Annotated in this window: 17 protein-coding genes; 7 read left to right on the top strand and 10 right to left on the bottom strand. The window is 33.8% G+C overall.

All coding sequences use genetic code 11. The features are described 5' to 3' along the window. Positions 1 to 627: 627 nt before the first annotated feature. From EDD66_RS17745 to EDD66_RS17735, 3 genes are read left to right on the top strand one after another with little or no spacing between them, the layout of a single operon-like run. Positions 628 to 3009, top strand: a complete 2382-nt coding sequence (locus tag EDD66_RS17745; RefSeq protein ID WP_123610937.1) for an endonuclease MutS2 — start codon at positions 628 to 630, stop codon at positions 3007 to 3009. A gap of 13 nt (positions 3010 to 3022) precedes the next feature. Then, positions 3023 to 3733 (top strand): response regulator transcription factor, encoded by a 711-nt coding sequence (locus EDD66_RS17740; RefSeq protein WP_123610954.1) that lies wholly within the window; start codon positions 3023 to 3025, stop codon positions 3731 to 3733. A gap of 28 nt (positions 3734 to 3761) precedes the next feature. Further along, positions 3762 to 5177 carry a sensor histidine kinase gene (locus EDD66_RS17735; protein ID WP_123610936.1) on the top strand — a complete coding sequence of 472 codons (1416 nt, stop codon included), beginning with the start codon at positions 3762 to 3764 and terminating at the stop codon, positions 5175 to 5177. On the opposite strand, the gene EDD66_RS17730 is transcribed toward EDD66_RS17735, so the two are convergent. The 6 genes from EDD66_RS17730 to EDD66_RS17705 all read right to left on the bottom strand — a co-directional run bounded on the left by EDD66_RS17730 (position 5178) and on the right by EDD66_RS17705 (position 10547). Continuing rightward, positions 5178 to 5669 (bottom strand): tRNA (cytidine(34)-2'-O)-methyltransferase, encoded by a 492-nt coding sequence (locus EDD66_RS17730; RefSeq protein ID WP_123610935.1) that lies wholly within the window; start codon positions 5667 to 5669, stop codon positions 5178 to 5180. 75 nt (positions 5670 to 5744) lie between these two features. After that, positions 5745 to 6215, bottom strand: coding sequence for a chemotaxis protein CheX (locus EDD66_RS17725; RefSeq protein ID WP_123610934.1), 471 nt, complete (start codon positions 6213 to 6215; stop codon positions 5745 to 5747). 72 nt (positions 6216 to 6287) lie between these two features. Then, complete coding sequence (locus EDD66_RS17720) at positions 6288 to 7454, bottom strand: pyridoxal phosphate-dependent aminotransferase (protein ID WP_123610933.1); 1167 nt, start codon at positions 7452 to 7454, stop codon at positions 6288 to 6290. Continuing rightward, positions 7451 to 7933, bottom strand: a complete 483-nt coding sequence (locus tag EDD66_RS17715; RefSeq protein WP_123610932.1) for an Lrp/AsnC family transcriptional regulator — start codon at positions 7931 to 7933, stop codon at positions 7451 to 7453. The genes EDD66_RS17720 and EDD66_RS17715 overlap by 4 nt, the downstream gene beginning before the upstream one ends. A gap of 12 nt (positions 7934 to 7945) precedes the next feature. Continuing rightward, the gene (locus EDD66_RS17710; RefSeq protein ID WP_123610931.1) at positions 7946 to 8962 is read right to left on the bottom strand and encodes an AIR synthase family protein; all 1017 of its coding nucleotides are present in this window, start codon (positions 8960 to 8962) and stop codon (positions 7946 to 7948) included. A 61-nt stretch (positions 8963 to 9023) separates the two neighbouring features. Then, positions 9024 to 10547 (bottom strand): VanW family protein, encoded by a 1524-nt coding sequence (locus EDD66_RS17705; RefSeq protein WP_123610930.1) that lies wholly within the window; start codon positions 10545 to 10547, stop codon positions 9024 to 9026. 287 nt (positions 10548 to 10834) lie between these two features. On the opposite strand from EDD66_RS17705, the gene EDD66_RS17700 reads away from it, so the two are divergent. Further along, positions 10835 to 11437, top strand: coding sequence for a hypothetical protein (locus EDD66_RS17700; RefSeq protein ID WP_123610929.1), 603 nt, complete (start codon positions 10835 to 10837; stop codon positions 11435 to 11437). 3 nt (positions 11438 to 11440) lie between these two features. On the opposite strand, the gene EDD66_RS17695 is transcribed toward EDD66_RS17700, so the two are convergent. The 4 genes from EDD66_RS17695 to EDD66_RS17680 form a co-directional block, all read right to left on the bottom strand. After that, positions 11441 to 12151, bottom strand: coding sequence for a 3'-5' exonuclease (locus tag EDD66_RS17695; RefSeq protein WP_123610928.1), 711 nt, complete (start codon positions 12149 to 12151; stop codon positions 11441 to 11443). Continuing rightward, positions 12144 to 12827: an endonuclease III gene (gene nth / locus EDD66_RS17690; RefSeq protein WP_123610927.1), complete on the bottom strand. Its 684-nt coding sequence runs from the start codon at positions 12825 to 12827 to the stop codon at positions 12144 to 12146. The genes EDD66_RS17695 and nth overlap by 8 nt, the downstream gene beginning before the upstream one ends. Before the next feature lie 104 nt (positions 12828 to 12931). Then, positions 12932 to 14737, bottom strand: a complete 1806-nt coding sequence (locus EDD66_RS17685) for a B12-binding domain-containing radical SAM protein (protein ID WP_123610926.1) — start codon at positions 14735 to 14737, stop codon at positions 12932 to 12934. A 172-nt stretch (positions 14738 to 14909) separates the two neighbouring features. Continuing rightward, positions 14910 to 15368, bottom strand: a complete 459-nt coding sequence (locus EDD66_RS17680; RefSeq protein ID WP_123610925.1) for a DUF805 domain-containing protein — start codon at positions 15366 to 15368, stop codon at positions 14910 to 14912. A gap of 296 nt (positions 15369 to 15664) precedes the next feature. On the opposite strand from EDD66_RS17680, the gene EDD66_RS17675 reads away from it, so the two are divergent. Genes EDD66_RS17675 through EDD66_RS17665 form a run of 3 tightly spaced genes read left to right on the top strand, consistent with a single transcriptional unit; the run spans position 15665 to position 18480 of the window. After that, positions 15665 to 16609 (top strand): PfkB family carbohydrate kinase, encoded by a 945-nt coding sequence (locus EDD66_RS17675; RefSeq protein WP_123610924.1) that lies wholly within the window; start codon positions 15665 to 15667, stop codon positions 16607 to 16609. Positions 16610 to 16612: 3 nt separating this feature from the next. Then, positions 16613 to 17305, top strand: a complete 693-nt coding sequence (locus EDD66_RS17670; protein ID WP_123610923.1) for a phosphoribosylanthranilate isomerase — start codon at positions 16613 to 16615, stop codon at positions 17303 to 17305. A gap of 26 nt (positions 17306 to 17331) precedes the next feature. Continuing rightward, entirely contained in the window at positions 17332 to 18480 is a 1149-nt protein-coding gene (locus EDD66_RS17665; RefSeq protein WP_123610922.1) for an iron-containing alcohol dehydrogenase, read from the top strand. The last annotated feature ends 112 nt before the right edge of the window (positions 18481 to 18592 follow it).

The raw sequence follows: 18592 nt of genomic DNA, 5'->3' as shown, positions 1-18592 counted from the left end.
CTCACGTTGCACTTATCCAAGGAAATCATGACATTTATTCAAGCAAGCTTGAATGGTCGAATCTCTTGGCTCATCTCTTGCGCAGATTAGGAACTCAGAAACTTGCGTTTCTTCGTTCACGTTGCACTTATCCAAGGAAATCATGACATTTATTCAAGCAAGCTTGAATGGTCGAATCTCTTGGCTCATCTCTTGCGCAGATTAGGAACTCAGAAACTTACGTTTCTTCGTTCACGTTGCACTTATCCATAAAAGCCATGATATTTTCTCGTGCAAGCACGGAAAATCTCCTGTCTTTTACGGACTAATCTGCTTATCGTGTACATTATATCATTATATCATCTACTTGTGAACTAATAATGAATGATTTGTAAACAAACTATACCCTGAACTATGTTACAGTTCAGCCACAAGCTCGATTTCGCTTTGCTTCATCTCGCTTTGGCAGAGCGCCATATAGAAATTAGTACATAAACTGCCCTTAGTGTGCAAACACCCTCGTGCAGTTTATGTACTAATTTCTATATGGCTGAACTGTAATAAAAAATATAGTTTTCATTTATTATATAATAAGGTAAAATGATACTGAGTATAATATTACTCAAAAAAAGATGGATGGTAAAGAGCATGAATCAAAAAGTACTTAAAACATTGGAATATTTTAAAATTATCGATAAATTACAAGAGCAGGCAGATTCTTTTTTAGGAAAAGAGTATAGTAAAAAATTGCTCCCTAGCAATGATATAAACGAAATCAGGAAGATGCAGGCTGAAACCTCTGATGCACTGAAACGCATTATGAAAAAAGGGAAATTATCTTTTTCCGGACTTAAAGATATACGCTCTTCAATAAAGAGATTAGCCATTGGTTCTACTCTTGGCATTGAAGAATTACTAAACATTGGTTCCGTACTAAATGTTACATTACGTGCCAAAACATATTCCAGAAAAGAAAATGAGGAAGAAAAGAATGATTCCCTGGATGAATATTTTTCTTTATTAGAACCACTTACTCCCCTTAATAATGAGATAAAAAGATGTATTATCTCTGAAGAAGAAATCAGTGATGATGCAAGTCCAGCGCTTCGTACCATAAGGAGGAGCATCAAGAATACCAATGATAAAATCAGAGAGCAATTAAACTCGATTATCAATTCCTCCTCTCAAAGAACCATGTTACAAGAAAATATAATTACAATGCGTAATGGAAGATACTGTATCCCTGTGAAATCAGAGTACCGGAGTAGTTTTCAGGGTATGATCCATGATCAGTCTTCTTCTGGTTCTACTTTATTTATTGAACCTATATCCGTTGTAAAATCCAATAATGACCTGAAGGAATTAGCAATAAAAGAGCAGGAAGAGATTGAACGAATTTTAGCTGAACTTAGTAACCTGGCTGGCTTGGAAGTAGAAAATATAGATTATAATCTTAAAACATTAGTAGAATTAGATTTCATCTTTGCAAAAGCTGCCTTATCAAAGGTGCTAAGAGGAAGTGAGCCTGATTTCAATAAGAATGGATATATTAATATTAAAAAAGGAAGACATCCACTCATTGATTCCAAAAAAGTTGTTCCAATTGACATTCAATTAGGAAAAGATTTTAACCTTCTTGTAATTACCGGGCCAAATACGGGTGGTAAAACGGTCTCTTTAAAGACAGTAGGGCTATTTACTTTAATGGGCCAAGCAGGGCTTCATATTCCAGCTTTTGATCATTCTGAACTTGCTGTATTTGATGAAGTATACGCAGATATAGGAGATGAACAAAGTATTGAACAAAGTTTAAGTACCTTCTCCTCCCATATGACCAATACCATAAGTATTGTAGAACAAGCAAATGATAGATCCTTAGTTCTGTTTGATGAATTAGGGGCCGGTACGGATCCTACGGAAGGTGCTGCTTTAGCTATGTCTATCCTATCCTATCTTCATGATAAGAATGTACGTACAATGGCAACCACTCACTATAGTGAACTAAAAGTATTTGCTCTATCTACAAAGGGAGTAACAAATGGAAGCTGTGAGTTTGATGTAGAATCCTTACGTCCAACATATCGTTTATTGATCGGCATTCCTGGAAAAAGTAATGCTTTTGCAATATCAGGTAAGCTCGGACTTCCAGATTTTATTATTGAAGATGCTAAAAAACGTATTGACAGACAGGATAAGAATTTTGAAGATGTGATCAGTGACTTGGAATCCAGCCGAATCACTATTGAGAAAGAACGAGAAGAAGTTTTACGCTATAAGGAAAAAATTGAAAAGTTAAAGGAACAGTTAAAACAGAAAAATGAAAAATTAGATTCTGCCAAAGAAAGAATCTTACGTCAGGCAAATGAGGAAGCCAGAGACATATTGCAGGAAGCCAAGGATTTTGCCGACGAAACAATTAAAAAATATAATAAATGGAGTAAAGAAGGCGGCCTTAATAAGGCTATGGAAAATGAAAGAAATTCTTTACGTGACAAGTTAAGTGGTGCTGAATCTAAACTTTCTTTAAAAGGAAACAAAAAACCTTCTAAAGTCCATAAACCAAAAGACTTTAAATTAGGAGATTCAGTAAATGTATTAACCCTTGGACTAAAAGGTACTGTAAGTTCACTTCCTAATGAAAAAGGGGATTTATTTGTTCAAATGGGCATTTTACGAAGCCAGGTAAATATAAAAGACCTGGAATTGATCGATGAAGAAGTGATTAAAGGGCCTAATTTGACTAGAACCGGCAGTGGCAAGATAAAGATGAGTAAATCTATGTCAATCAGTCCTGAGATAAATTTAATCGGTAAGACAGTCGATGAAGCCCTTCCTGAATTAGATAAATATCTGGATGATGCTTATCTATCCCATCTTCCGCGTGTCTCTGTAATACATGGAATAGGAACTGGTGCATTAAAAAATGCAGTACATGGACACCTTAAAAAAACCAAGTATGTAAAAGAATATCGATTAGGTGCCTTTGGTGAAGGTGGTGCTGGTGTTACAATCGTTGAATTCAAATCATAGAAAGGACAATACTATGGCAGAAAAACAAAAAATTCTAATTGTAGATGATGATACAAATATTGCTGAGCTTATCTCTTTATATTTAACAAAGGAGTGTTTTGACACTTGCATTGTATATGATGGAGAGGAAGCCCTGTCCCAGTTTAAATCTTACCAGCCTGATTTAATTCTCTTAGATTTAATGTTACCTGGGATTGACGGTTATGAGGTCTGCAGGGAGATTCGGAAAACCTCAACCATGCCTATTATAATGCTCTCAGCAAAGGGGGAAATCTTTGATAAAGTTCTGGGGCTTGAATTAGGAGCAGATGACTATATGATCAAACCCTTTGACTCTAAAGAATTAGTTGCCAGGGTCAAAGCGGTTTTACGCCGTTTTCAGCCAGGGGCTGCAGCTGCGAAAGAAGTTCCTGCACAAATGGGAGATTATGTACAATATCAGGATCTTATTATAAACCAATCCAATTATTCCGTCCTATATTATGGAGAGAGTATTGATATGCCCCCAAAAGAATTAGAACTATTTTATTTTCTGGCATCTCATCCAAACCGGGTATTTACCAGAGAACAACTTTTAGATCATATCTGGGGATATGAATACATTGGTGATACAAGAACTGTAGATGTACATATCAAAAGGCTCCGGGAGAAAATAAAAGATCACACGGCCTGGGGACTTTCTACAGTATGGGGTATCGGATATAAATTTGAAGTAAAATCATAATCATATAAAAAGGGGGCATGGTTAGCATATGAAAAAATCATTATTTTTTAAATTTATGATCTGTTATATCTTAATAGCTATCTCTATGTTTACCCTGTTAAATACTTATGGAGTCAGTCGGTTGAAACATAGTTTAGTCGAAGGGAAAAAGACTGTCCTTTATAATGAAGCTGCTTTAATCTCTTCAGAATATATGACAAGTTATTACAACGGTACTATGCCTATCTATAACCTTTCAACTCAGTTAAAAACTATTGATACCTTTTTAGATGCAAGAATCTGGATTGTCAATAAATCTGGCTTTATCACACTTGATACCAGAAATTCATGGATTGACTCTGAGAATATAAATATCAATGATTTTAATGATACTTTTCTTGATAACACTTTTATCGAAAGTGATTCTATTGGAGAAGTTATAAAAGAACCTGTGCTAAGTGTGGTTTTACCAGTATCCTCAGATTTCTCGGTAAAAGGATATATTGTAATTCACTCTGCATTAAGTACAATAAAAAATGATAGCATTTATTTTATGAATTTTATTAATACCTGCTTTTTATTCTTCCTAATATTAATGTTAATCGTTTTTACATATATCTATTACATTACTGTAATACCAATTCGTAAAATTACGATTGCTACCAAAGAATATACAAGTGGTCATTACGATTACCCATTGTCCCTAAAGACATCGGATGAATATAAAGATTTATCAGATTCGATTGTATATATGTCGAGCGAACTAAGTAGTCTGGATGATTATCAGAAAAAGTTTGTTGCTAATATATCCCATGACTTTCGTTCTCCTCTTACTTCCATAAAAGGATATGCAGAAGCAATGATCGATGGGACTATTCCTATTGAGATGCAAGAGAAATACCTAAATATTATATTATTCGAATCAGAGCGCTTAACTAAATTAACTTCCAATTTACTTGCATTAAATAGCTTTGATAACAATGGAACTATCTTAGATATTACATCCTTTGGAATAAACTCTGTTATTAAAAGAACTGTTGAAAGTTTTGAAGGAGTATGTACAAAAAAGAGAATTTCGTTCAATCTTGTCTTTTCAGATAAGGAGCTGTATGTAGATGCAGATATGAGTAAAATTCAACAAGTTTTATACAACCTGATTGATAATGCTGTTAAATTCAGCCATTATAATTCAAAAATTAAGATATCTGTAAATGATCGGAATGAAAAAATACTCATATCAATAAAAGACTATGGTGTTGGAATACCAAAAGAAAGTATTAAAAGAATATGGGAACGTTTTTATAAGACCGATGCTTCAAGGGGAAAGGACAAGAAGGGAACTGGACTTGGTTTATCCATTGTGAAAGAAATTATTAATGCCCATAATGAAAATATAAATGTAATTAGTACACAGGATGTGGGAACGGAGTTTATTTTCACCCTTCCCAAATCTGCACAAAATTAATTATTCCCATTTATATTTGTGAAGCTGTCCCTGCAATTGCATATTTGCAAAATTGTTCTGTCTTAGGGCCTCATATAAAACAATCGCTACAGAATTTGATAAATTTAGAGAACGTATATCTCCTGACATAGGGATACGGATAGCATTTTCTTTATTATGAATAAGAATATCTTCCGGTATTCCTGCGCTCTCTTTTCCAAACATAATAAAGCAATCAGGATCATAAGTGACTTCTGAATATATTTTTAAAGCTTTTGTTGTAGCCATATAGATCTTTGCACCAGGATTTTTTATTAAGAAATCATCGTAACTATCATAAGTAAAGACGTCCAAATCTTTCCAATAGTCCAGACCAGCTCTTTTTAATTCTTTTTCATTTAACTTAAATCCTAATGGTTCAATCAGATGTAATTTTGTGTTTGTTGCTACACAAGTCCTTCCAATATTACCAGTATTTGCAGGTATCTCAGGTTCATGTAAAACAATATTCATACTTTTCCCTCCAAGGTCCATTAATTTTCTTATTTTCACTTTCTATAAAATGATAAATACACAAAAAAAGGTGATCTAATCACCTTTAATAGCTATATTAACTTCTATCATTTTATTATTATCATAAATTAATGGAACACTAATATTTTTTGTAAAGTTATTGGTAAATACCATATTTCCTTCTGCTAAGGTTGGTGGCGTAATATCTATGAGAATCCCTTTTGTTGAAAAAACGGTAGCTGCATTTCCTAATATCATATTGCCTAATTCACATATTGCACTATTCCCTAATTCATCCAAAACCGCTACTGGCATCATAATCATCTTTGAAACGATATCACATGCAACATTTTTCTCAAAGGCTATCATAACCTGGCCTCTGGCTTCACCGGTTACTCCTATGATAATAACAACTGAATCTTCCCTAAATTCTGATGTTTTAACGAAAGGCTTTCCTACTTTAGCGTCTATCATAACCATATCTTTTAGTATTTTAGTTGCTGCGACAAGGAATGGATTGATAAAATCTGCACTCATATCTGCCATAATAATTCCTCCTAAATATGTCATAGGACTATATTACCATATTGTCATATTCGAATCAAGAAACAAAGAAAATTATTTTTCTCTGTATTTCTCTACAAATCGGGCAATTCTTTCAGTGGCCACCTTCAGATTTTCAATTGAATATGCGTAAGAAACCCTTAAAAACCCTTCACCGCAATCACCAAATGCAGTGCCGGGAACGACTGCAACTTTTTCTTCTTGTAATAACTTTGTTGCAAATTCATCAGAAGTCATACCCAGGTTTTTTATATTAGGGAATACATAAAATGCTCCAAATGGCTCAAAACAATTTAATTTCATATTACGAAATGCTTTTACAAGAAATCTTCTTCGTCCATCATATGCATTTCTCATCATTTCAACATCAGCATCGCCATTACGTAATGCCTCTACTGCCGCATATTGGCTCGTTGTTGGAGCGCACATAATTGCAAACTGATGAATCTTTGTCATCTGTTCTATGATGATCTCTGGTCCCGCTGCATATCCTAATCTCCATCCAGTCATCGCATAAGATTTGGAGAAACCATTGATCACAATAGTTCTTTCCTTCATACCTGGGAACGACGCAATGGAAACATGTTCTCCTTTATAATTCAGCTCAGAATAAATTTCATCTGAGATCACAATTAAATCTTTTTCAATGATTACATCAACAATCTGAGCCAGATCTTCATAATCCATAACTGCACCAGTTGGATTGTTTGGAAATGGCATAATTAAAATCTTCGTCTTCTCAGTAATAGCACCTAATAACTCTTCCTTTGTTAATTTAAATTCATTCTTTTCCTGTAATTCAATTACAACAGGAACTCCACCTGCCAGAGCAACACAAGGGTAATAAGATACATAACTTGGCTGTGGTATCAATATCTCATCCCCAGGATCTACCATGGCTCTTAGGGCAATATCAATTGCCTCACTGCCACCAATTGTCACAATTGTTTCAGTAATGGGTTCATATTTAAGATTATATCTTCTATTTAAATAATTGCATATCTCTTCTCTTAATTCCTTTAATCCCGAATTAGATGTATAAAATGTCCTGCCTCGTTCCAAGGAATAAATTCCTTCTTCTCTAATATGCCACGGAGTGTCAAAATCAGGTTCACCAACACCTAATGATATAGCATCTTTCATCTCACTTACAATATCAAAAAACTTTCTTATACCCGAAGGTTGGATTTCTACTATTTTTTGCGATAATGGATTTCTCAAGGAGTAATCAACATCCTTTCATCTTTTGATTCATGTACTAAAGGCATACCATGAACCTTATATTTCTTTAATACAAAATGAGTTGCCGTACTAAGTACAGAATCCATTGGAGCCAATTTACTGGATACAAAATTAGCCACTTCTCTCATACTCTTGCCTTCTATGATAACTGTTAGATCAAATCCTCCAGACATTAAATACACAGCTTCCACTTCATCAAATCGATAAATCCTCTCTGCAATCTTATCAAAGCCTAAGCCTCTTTGAGGAGTTACCTTAATTTCAATTAATGCTGTTACTTTTTCTGTATTGGTTTTATCCCAATTAATAAGAGTAGGATAACCGCAAATAATAGCTTCCTCCTCCATAGTCTTAATTTCTTCTATGATTTGTTCCTCAGTGGTGTCTAACATACCAGCCAAATCACTTGGAGTTAACTTACTATTTTTATCGATAGCTTCTAATATCTTTTCTCTCATTATCCTACTCCTTTATTTAATTTTAATCTTATACCTGTCTGAATTAAGTTCCACTTTATATAGTTCATCGCTTTTTGGCGGTTCTAAATATCTTTTTTCGTCTTCGTTTATTATAATACGTTCATTTCCATTTGTTACTTTTCCAATGATTGCAGCTGGAATTCCTGATTTCTTAAGGGTTTCAACTAATTCATTCCCTTTTTCAGTGACCATTAACATGGATCCGCTGGAAATAAGTAAATATGGATTTAAATCATAAAACTCACAAACTTCAACAGTTTCCTGTTTTATGGGAATTGCCTTAAGATCTATACTGATGCCTACATTGGAAGCTTCTGCAATTTCCCAAAGCGCTCCAAAAATTCCGCCTTCCGTCACATCATGCATGGAAGTGACGCCAATTTGCTTACCAATTTTAGCTTCCGGAACTACAGATATATGATCAATAAAATCAATGGCACCATCAATAAATTCTTTTGGATATTTTGTTAATAATTCCTCTTGCTTTTCTTTTGCAATGATTGCTGTTCCTTCAAGCCCTGCCCATTTAGTCATTACAATTTCCTGGCCCGGCTTCATTCCTTTTGGTGATAATAAATCATCTTTAGATATTTTACCAATACCTGTTACAGTTATAATAGGTTGATTTACTGCATTAGTAACTTCGGTATGCCCGCCTATTACTTCAATATTAAGATTAAGACATACCGATTCAATATCTTGCATCATCTCTCTTAGATCAGATTCTCTTGCACCTTCAGGAAGCAGGATCGTAAGCATTATTCCAATGATATCTCCCCCACTGGAGGCAATATCGTTGGCAGTGATATGCACCGCTAAAGCTCCAATATCCTTTGTTGTCCCTGTGATAGGGTCTGTAGATATTACAATTGCCTCATCTTTCTCAATAGCAATTGCAGAACAGTCTCTTCCTACACCAGGTCTTATTAATACTTCTTCCCGCCTGTGTTTTATTTGTTTAAATACTGATCTTTTTAAAACTATTTCCGGTATTTTTCCAATCTTCATAAACTAATGATGCCTCAATTCTTGATTTTATTCATCAACTACTGGTTCCTCATAAGAGGTATTAGTATTCTTCATTATTTAACTCTGGATTTTCTGCATTATCTTCTGTATTTTCTTCTATATCTTCATTGTCTTCTTCATTTCCAGTATTTTCTTCTTTTTCAGGTTTCTTATTTTTATCTTTCCCTTTGTTTTTATCTTTTTCTTCATTCTTTTCTGGCTTTTCTTCTTCTTTTGTACCAATGGTCACATAAGCAGGCGCAGCTGCATAATTACTTGTATTAATTAATACCCTGCTTACTTCTTTTCCATTTTCATAGATTACTTTATATAGTTTTGCTTTCTGTCCAATATGAGCAGTTTGGGTAACATTTTTATATGTTGTTGGTTTTGTTGGATCTTCTGTAATTACATCTTTTGGCGGCCGAGTCGTTGATGTAACCTCTGATACAAATTCAATAGTACGATTTTCTGTATCTCTGACTTCCTCACCATAAATGTTAAAGATTATGGTCCTTCCAACCGTATAACTTTGTATATAAATTGGTGTTTCTAAATTATTCTTAAATTTAAGGTCTTTATAAGTTCCAGCAATTGCTGCGTCCATAGATGGTTTTACATATCCAACGGACATAGAATGTGGTGACCTTTCTACTATTTCCAGTTCTGCACGTAATACTGCATTATACAATGTAGTAGATACCTGACAGATTCCTCCGCCTATACTGTCTATAACTTTACCCTGAGAATAAGCACCTGCAACAGAATATCCATTTGCAACAGTAAATGGGCTTAAATGTTCATAAGCAGAGAACGTTTCTCCAGGATATAAAACTGTACCATCAATAAATTTTGCGCCTGTTGCCAGATTATTTGCTCTTGAATTAGAAGATGTAGAATAGCTGGTCTGGAAACTGCCCAATACTGTATCTATTTTTTCAAGTACTTCTCTTGTGTATTGAGGAACATCATCAATTACAACAGCTTCCATATTAATATTCTTACCATCCCAATCAGTAAGAATGGTACTTTTAATTTTTTCAACTGTCTCATCCGTAACAACTTTTCTACCTGTTACATGGTCTGTAATGATGAATTCATTGTTTTCTCTTTTGATAGTCGCATCTTTGGCCTGTATGTCAAAAGCAGTACATTGATCCTTTACTAATTGCTCTACTTTTACATCATCAAGAGAAAATTCTAAATGAAATACCAGACCTTCTTCTTCAATGTCTTTTCTCTCTTTATATCTTTTAAGCAGGTTACCTGATTTGCCTACCATAAATGCTTCTTCGATAATATTATTTTCTACAACTTCATATCCTAAATCATTAAGTGTAGATACAACAGTATTGTCATCAACTTTAATTGTTAGCCGTTTGCTTTTCCTATCAGCAATATAATCCTGTATGGCTTTCGTTGCTTGCGCTTTTGTCATACCACTAACATTTACTGTGTCTATATAAACACCATTGCTAATTTTATCTTTGTCTTTATTTGCTAAAGCAAAGATACTAAAATATGCAACGCCGCCACATATTAAGAGTATTACAATTGCCACAATAAAAAATTTACTTTTTTTCATGTTCTTTTCCCCTTTGGCTCGCCTAAAACTTATTGTAACATTGTACCATAATCCATAAAATTATCAAGGCAGTTATACTCTGAAATTGACAATTTATGATAGATTATGTATATTTAAATAATACTAATTAAAATAATCCCACAACAGCACTAAGAACTGTTGGTATTAACATTGCTAACACTAATACTATTATAATAATCGTGGATATTATTTTTTGTGTCTTCTTATTATTAAAATTCACTTTTTTCACCTCTTTTAATCCTAGAAAAGAAAGGATGTGCATATATATGCCTGTTATTTTATTATGTGTAATAATATTCGTTGTTTGGTTACATTATGAAATCTCTAAATCTACAAAAAAAGACAAAGAAGCTTCCAATGCTTTTTGGGAAAAAGAGAGTGAAGCAAATAACACTCGAAAAGCAGACCTGTCAGATCTTAATTATATCATGATCCCAATGGATAAATTGCCATTTCATGATGCTGCCAGTGAAGATATTACAAATCTACAAGAAAAAATCAAAGATTTATCTAAACAAAAAATAGTTAATTTTACCGGTTTATCCAATACTGATTTGAAACTTAAATATGGAGCACCTAACTTAACTATTTTATCAACATACGATCAAAACTATACTTTGCTGGTTCGAACCTTAAATTCATGGGCTTCATTACTATATGACCAGAATAATCTAACTGATGCAATGACAATATTAGAATTTGCTGTTGATTGTCATAGTGACATCAAGAATACTTATATGTTATTAGGTAATATATATAAATCCATGGGAGATCACACCAAAATCAAGGAACTGATAGGACTTGCAGACGAACTGAATTCCCTTACCAAAAGTGGAATAATTAAAGAATTGAATACACTGTTACAGTAACAGCTAAATAATTCTTCCATTGGATAAAATTATTTTATCAATCAGCCTTGATGCTTCACTTTTGGACATGTGTTCCACTGGCTGTATCAGTTCTATTTTATGATATTTTACTAAATCATTCAAGTAATTTTTTTGTCTTGGAGTGATTGGTTCTCTCTTCTTAATCTTATATATTAACGGTTCTTCTGAAAAATATTCTGGAACCTTTTGTTCGAAATTGTTTTTTAATCGATAGTACAGTTCATAGGCTGCCTTTGCATCGTCAAAGGCTCTATGGGCATGGGCATTATAAATACCATAATACCTGCACATACTACTTAAACTTTTACTTTCCAGATCATTATGTAGATTTCTTGAAAGCTTCAATGTGTCCATTCCCAGCCTCTCATATAAAATTCCCAGATTACTGAAATTTACTTTCAAAAAACTATAATCAAATAGGATATTATGTCCTAAAACAGGTAAGTCACCGGCGAATTCCAGAAACTCTTTCAGCACTTTCTCTATGTCTGGTGCATCTTTTAGTAATTTATCTGTAATTCCTGTCAATGAAGTAATTCTGTGGGAAATAGGAATTGATGGATTAATTAATTCACTAAACTCTTGTGTTATCTTCCCGTCTATAACTTTAAGGGCACCAATCTCAATTATTTTATCTCTTTCAGGACTTAAACCAGTAGTTTCAATATCAATAGCAACAAAAGTATTAAGCATCTTTCGAATCCCTTCTTTCCACTGGCACCAGACTAGATTTGCAAAGATGCTGCAAAAAACACTCTTCACACTTAGGAGATCTTGCAGTACAGATAGACCTTCCCAAGGTAATAATCTGTATATTATATCGAATCCAGTTATCCTTTGGTAGTACATCCATCAAATCCATCTCTATCTTTTCTGGATCTTCATGTTTTGTCAGCCCAAGTTTTTTAGAAATTCGCTTCACATGAGTATCCACCACAATACTGGGCTCATTATAGATATTACCTCGAATCACATTGGCTGTTTTTCTTCCTACCCCAGCCAGACTCGTAAGAGACTCTATATCTTCTGGTACTTCCCCATTAAAATCGGTGATGAGTTTTCTTGTGCATTCAATGATATTTTTTGCTTTATTTCTATAAAAACCAGTAGAATGAATATCTTTCTCCAGCTCGCTTTGTTTGGCATTGGCAAAATCTTCTAAAGACCGGTATTTTTTAAATAAATCTTTCGTTACAATATTTACCCGATCATCAGTACACTGGGCACTTAGAATCGTAGCGATCAATAACTGCCATGGATTTTCATGGTTTAAAAAACACCTGATATCTGTTGTATATTCCTTGTCAAGTAATTCAAGTATTTTGTGAATACGTTCTTTCTCTTTCTTTGTAATTTTTTTGGTAGCCATTATTTATCCTTTCTAAATATTTTAATACGTTTTAACAAGAGAATATATTTCTATATATTAAAACGATATAAATGATTCTATGTTACAAACTAATTTATTCCAATCTATAATAAGAAGTGATTTGCTTCATAATTAAGTGCATTACGATTCTTATAATCAAATAGTATGAAATTTTCTTTACTAATTACTTTTTTATTCTTTATTGTAGCATCTATGTCAATGGTAAAATACTCTATATGAGTCATCCTGCTAATCTGTTTATTATCATAATCATCATAATCCTTTAATAAAGAACCCATTTTCTCCTGATCTGAATAAAACTCTCTAAATTTACTCTTATAAGGAGAATTATCCCTTGCAAAAGATGGCCTGCTTTTTAGATTTTCCCTCAGATATAAATCGTAGATTAATAATTCCTTAAAAGCATCCTCTTCTTCTTTCCCATCATTTGTCTTACCTTTTTGAAGCAGATTATTAAAATACTCCAGAAGTAATTCATAACGGCTTATTCTTGTATGGCTTCTTTCATTTAGATGCTGTTCATCATAATACTCCCCGAGGCTCTTATACATATCAAAAGGAGTATCATGGAAATTCTCAAGATAAAGAATAGAATTTGTAAATTGACCACTATTATAATAGATTTCTACCATTTCTTCCACAGTTTTTAAATTAAGAACATCATCGTAACTAAGCCATGGTGTATATAGCACTTCATAAGGAGGTTCACTTTTATAAACTATATTATTTATGTTATTTTCCAGATAAATAGCAGAACCCTTTAATACCTTTAAAAATCCTAACTGGAACTGATCTGGCCTAAGGAAATATACATCATTAAAGGAATTACGAAAAGATGTATAATCTTCATATGGCAATCCTGCAATAAGATCAAGATGTTGATGTATATTCTGCCCTTCTTTGATCCTAAGAACAATTTTAGAAAGTTTATCAAAGTCCATCTTACGGCGGATAGCCTTTATTGTATCAGGGTTTGTGGACTGTACGCCAATTTCAAGTTGAACTAGTCCTTTTCGAAGTGTTGATAAGAGGTTTAATTCTTCCTCATCTAAGATATCCGCTGCTATTTCAAAATGAAAATTCGTAATTCCATTGTCGTGTTCCTTGATGAACTGCCAGATAGCTAATGCATGTTTCTTATTACAGTTAAAGGTCCGATCTACAAATTTCACTTGGGGCACTTTATTGGTAAGAAAAATCTGCAGCTCTTTTTTCACAAGTTCTATATCACGAAGTCTGACTTTCATATCAATGGAGGACAAACAATAACTGCATGTATAAGGACAGCCTCTGCTTGTCTCATAATAGACTAGTTTATTCTTAAAGTCTTCCATATTCTCATAAGGAAATGGAACTTTACTTAAATCCATAGATGCTCTGAATGAGGTCACTATTATATCTTTATTATCCTTTGCTGCTTTGGGGGATAACACTTCATCATTAAACTTATATGCACTTGGTTTAAATGCAATTCCTCTTATTTTAGAAAGTTGGATAGAATCCTCAATATAATAATCCAATAATTCTAAAAAAGTCTCTTCTCCTTCTCCAATAATGATTCCATCAATAGAATCATTCTCTTTTAGTTTTAGATCTGCATCATAAGTTACTTCCGGTCCTCCGAGCCAAATCTTTGTATTTGGCATAACTTTACGAAGTTCTTGGGTTAGTATATCAATGATTCCCATATTCCAGATATAGCACGAAAATGTAATAATATCTGGTTTTTTCTTATAGATGTCTTGAAGTATTTGATCCGTATAATTATTTATGGTATATTCAGCCAGTTCAATATTATCCTTATATTTCTTTGCATTGGTATAAAGATATCTAATCGCCAAATTAGAATGTATATATTTTGCATTGACTGCCGTTAATAAGATTTTCATTATGGTACCGCCTTTAATTAAATATATAAGTACTAAAGGTTAGTTTAATATATTTTTGTATTTATGTAAAGGCGTGAATGGTTCCATGATTACAAACTACTAAAGAGAATGGGAAATTTTTTAACTTCCCATTCTCTTTAGAATTAAGATTCTTACCGCTGTTATATGCAACTTAACTATTAGTGATTGAATCAATTACTTGCCGTATATGATTATTATTCTTAGAATTAGTTCCCCATTTGTTATCCTCTTTGCTGTCAGTACACAGAAATACTATTTCCAATATAGTACCTATCAAAAAAACATAGTATAATAATCCACATATTAATACCCACCAACCCGTTTTTCCAATATCATGAAACCTCCTGATTTTTAAAGAAAGTACAGGCAATATTGAACAAAGAAAATATATTACATATATACTTAAAAATATTTTACCCGCTAAAGTATTTTCATCGGAAAACGGCTCCGCGTTTATATTTCCTGCCATTATATACTCTGAGATTTTAAATAAAATAACTAAACTGACTATTATTAAAAGATTAATTCCAAATGCACACCAGTATTCACGCCTGGTTGCTCTCCCTTTAAAATTCAATATATTTTTCCACATGCTGATATACTCTTTCATAAATAATCTTCCCCCTCAAAATATCTGTTAAACCTTATTTACCAAATTATAACTTTTCCGATATTGGATGTCAATTCTTGCTTTAAAATGTAAAAAAATAACTTGTTCATAATATGTTTCTTATGGCAATAATTGAAACGATAGAACTCTGGATTTTAGAAGACAATATGTTTATTCCAGAAGTATCAAAAGAACTAACATATTTGCAATTTATAATATAAACAAATGTTTATATTATAAAATATTGTTGTTTTAAATCATTCAAAATGCTATACTCGTTTTACAGGAGGGATAATATGGAGACCAAGGAATATGTAGTTGTTATTGGAGGAATGAATTTAGATATTGCAGGATTATGTGGTAATATTTACAGAGAAAAAGATTCTAATATTGGGAATATTCAAATGACAATTGGGGGTGTTGGGCAAAATATTGCACAAAATTTAATAAAGCTGGAAGTGCCCACCTACTTCATTGGAGTTTATGGTGATGATCATTTCGGAAATATTCTTGTGGCTGAGTGCCAAAAACTGAATATCCCACTCGATTATGCCCAGTGTATCAGTGGTGAAAAGAGCTCCTCTTATCTATATATTACAGATGACAAAGGAGAGATGGTCACTGCAGTCAATGATATGAAAATCACAGAACATATGACTCCGGAATTTTTTGAAAGTCGAATTGATTTTATTAATAACGCCTCTATCTGTGTTATTGATGGGAATGTACCGGGGCAATCCATAGAATGGCTGTCCAGACATTGCACTGTGCCAATTTTTGTCGATCCGGTATCAATTGTTAAGGTACCCCGGTTTGAAAATATATTAGATAGAATTGATACTTTTAAACCAAATGAATTGGAAGCAGGCTTTTTAGCTGGCATTGATATAGTAGATGAACAAACTGGGAAAAAGGCAGCTATGATTTTAAATCAAAAAGGCATTAAAAATGTTTTTATCTCAATGGGAGCTGATGGAATGTTATGTGCCAGAGATGAAGAAATCATAAAGGTGGATATCCTTCCTTCCCATATTGTTAGCGTGAATGGTGCAGGAGATTGCAGTATGGCCGCCATTATCTGGGCAAAATTCTTCTATAAGGATTCCATATCTTTAGAAGAAACCGGGCGATTGGCTCAGGCTGCTGCCAGTTTAACTGTAGAGGCTTCTCAATCTGTTTCCCCTGATTTATGTGTAGAAATGATAAAAGAAAGATCAAAAAAATATTTAAGAGAGGTATAGACAATGATAAAACAAATTTATTCTTTAGTAAATTACAATGAAAGCGTACAGACAATGGATGCAGGAGCAAATCATATTGGATTAGTCCCTATGCAAAGCGGCGGAGTTCCGGCTCACAGAGTTCCATTTGATGTAGTGGATCGTATTTTTGATGAAGCCAAAAGAAGAGGCGTAAAATGTGTAGCTATTATGCTGAATAAGGACCCTGATGAAATGATTTTCATTGCCAATCGTGTAAAACCAGATATTCTTCATGTTGCTGGAATGGAATTTACAGCAGATGAATCCTTTGCAGAGAGACTTCATAAAGAATGCCCAGGTGTTGAGTTGATGCAGGCTGTTCTGGTAGATGGTCCAGAAGCAATCGAACAGGCAAAAGAATACGCAAAGTTCTGTGACTACATTCTAACTGATTCTGGTCTGGCTGCTGACACAGGAATTGGTGCAAGCGGTTTGACTCATGACTGGAATATTGATGCAGAGATTGTAAAAGCGGTAAATATCCCTGTTATTATTGCAGGAGGTCTGGGGCCTGACAATGTAGAGGAATGCATTAGACAAGTAAAACCTTATGGAGTAGATTCCCTTACTAAGACAAGTTATAAATATAATGATGGTGTAATGGAAAAAGATATTCCAAAAGTAAAAGAATTCTGTGCCAATGCAGATAAAGCGGCAAAAGAAATGGGCCTATAAAATACAGATGTAAGGAAAGTGATGAAATGGAATTCAAACTAGAACAAAAGGTAAAAGTAATCGTTACCCATGAACTGGATAATACAATTATTGGTATTCTCAAATCAAGGAATTACAAAAAACCAATGGTTGCCATTGATAAATTTCTATTAAATACAACTTATATTCAAAAATTGTTTAAAGAACTGGTAAACAATGAGATTGATTACTATATATACGATAAGATCATTTCAGATCCTCCCGCAACAATCGTAGATGAGGCTGCCAAACTATTTCTGAAACATCAATGCGATTCTATCATTGGAATAGGCGGGGGAAGCGCAATAGATACTGCAAGGGGAATTAATATTGTCCGCACTCTTGGTGGAAGTATCATCGATTATGTATCGGAAGAAGTGACTAAAGTTTGTACCGGACTTATTGCAGTACCCACAACCTCCGGCACAGGCAGTGAGTTATCCAATGCCTTAATCGTATCTGATCCATTGACTCATGAAAAATCAGCAATATTGTCAAACAACGCAGTAAGTGAGTATGCTGTTTTATGTCCCGAATTAGTTATTACTCTTCCTTCAGATATGACTGGAGCAACTGGCTTAGATGCATTCTCTCATGCAGCTGAAGGATACACTTCAAAATTATCTTCACCAATCACTGATGCAATTTGTGAAAAAATTATGTATCTCATAGTAAAATATCTTCCCAGAGCAGTTAGAGATGGAAACGACCTTGAAGCCAGAGAACGCATGATGGTCGCTGCCGCATTAGGAGGTTGGATGCTCAATAATGCAGGTACCCACGTAGGACATTCTCAGGCACATATTCTTGGCGCCTGTTATGGGATTCCTCACGGAATGGCATGCGCCTATGCACTTCCTGGAACATTGAAATATACTGCAGAAGTGAACCCTCAAAAAATTAAGGAAATCGGATTGATTTTAGGTGCAGATTTCCCAGAGGATCTTTCCAATACTGAAATAGGAGACATCACGTCAAACCGCTTGAAATGGTTTAGGGACACTGTTTTATCTTTAAACTCCATTGATACCTTTCATTTAACAAGAGAAGAAATTCTCTCCCATTCTGAAGAAGTATCAATGGAACGATTTGCTCATAACTCACAAATGGAAATTACTCCTGACTTAACAAAGAAGCTGTTAAATTATTTTGGGTAATTTACTAATTATATAAGAAAGGGGCTGTAAAAAAACTCCCCTAAAAGAAAAATCGCTGTAGGCATAGAGCTTACAGCGATTTTTTGATATAATTAGTTATGCGATTAACTAA

The organism is Mobilisporobacter senegalensis, assembly GCF_003752155.1.
Taxonomy (GTDB): Bacteria; Bacillota; Clostridia; order Lachnospirales; family Lachnospiraceae; genus Mobilisporobacter; species Mobilisporobacter senegalensis.
Note: the sequence above shows the minus strand (reverse complement) of the source record. Positions and strands in the feature narration are given on the sequence as shown.

What these genes read in the sequence shown, in the direction of transcription:
- EDD66_RS17745 (WP_123610937.1), top strand. Translation starts at nt 628, where the DNA reads ATGAATCAAAAAGTACTTAAAACATTGGAATATTTTAAAATTATCGAT.
- EDD66_RS17740 (WP_123610954.1), top strand. Translation starts at nt 3,023, where the DNA reads ATGGCAGAAAAACAAAAAATTCTAATTGTAGATGATGATACAAATATT.
- EDD66_RS17735 (WP_123610936.1), top strand. Translation starts at nt 3,762, where the DNA reads ATGAAAAAATCATTATTTTTTAAATTTATGATCTGTTATATCTTAATA.
- EDD66_RS17730 (WP_123610935.1), bottom strand. Translation starts at nt 5,669, where the DNA reads ATGAATATTGTTTTACATGAACCTGAGATACCTGCAAATACTGGTAAT.
- EDD66_RS17725 (WP_123610934.1), bottom strand. Translation starts at nt 6,215, where the DNA reads ATGGCAGATATGAGTGCAGATTTTATCAATCCATTCCTTGTCGCAGCA.
- EDD66_RS17715 (WP_123610932.1), bottom strand. Translation starts at nt 7,933, where the DNA reads ATGAGAGAAAAGATATTAGAAGCTATCGATAAAAATAGTAAGTTAACT.
- EDD66_RS17710 (WP_123610931.1), bottom strand. Translation starts at nt 8,962, where the DNA reads ATGAAGATTGGAAAAATACCGGAAATAGTTTTAAAAAGATCAGTATTT.
- EDD66_RS17705 (WP_123610930.1), bottom strand. Translation starts at nt 10,547, where the DNA reads ATGAAAAAAAGTAAATTTTTTATTGTGGCAATTGTAATACTCTTAATA.
- EDD66_RS17700 (WP_123610929.1), top strand. Translation starts at nt 10,835, where the DNA reads ATGCCTGTTATTTTATTATGTGTAATAATATTCGTTGTTTGGTTACAT.
- EDD66_RS17695 (WP_123610928.1), bottom strand. Translation starts at nt 12,151, where the DNA reads ATGCTTAATACTTTTGTTGCTATTGATATTGAAACTACTGGTTTAAGT.
- nth (WP_123610927.1), bottom strand. Translation starts at nt 12,827, where the DNA reads ATGGCTACCAAAAAAATTACAAAGAAAGAGAAAGAACGTATTCACAAA.
- EDD66_RS17685 (WP_123610926.1), bottom strand. Translation starts at nt 14,737, where the DNA reads ATGAAAATCTTATTAACGGCAGTCAATGCAAAATATATACATTCTAAT.
- EDD66_RS17680 (WP_123610925.1), bottom strand. Translation starts at nt 15,368, where the DNA reads ATGAAAGAGTATATCAGCATGTGGAAAAATATATTGAATTTTAAAGGG.
- EDD66_RS17675 (WP_123610924.1), top strand. Translation starts at nt 15,665, where the DNA reads ATGGAGACCAAGGAATATGTAGTTGTTATTGGAGGAATGAATTTAGAT.
- EDD66_RS17670 (WP_123610923.1), top strand. Translation starts at nt 16,613, where the DNA reads ATGATAAAACAAATTTATTCTTTAGTAAATTACAATGAAAGCGTACAG.
- EDD66_RS17665 (WP_123610922.1), top strand. Translation starts at nt 17,332, where the DNA reads ATGGAATTCAAACTAGAACAAAAGGTAAAAGTAATCGTTACCCATGAA.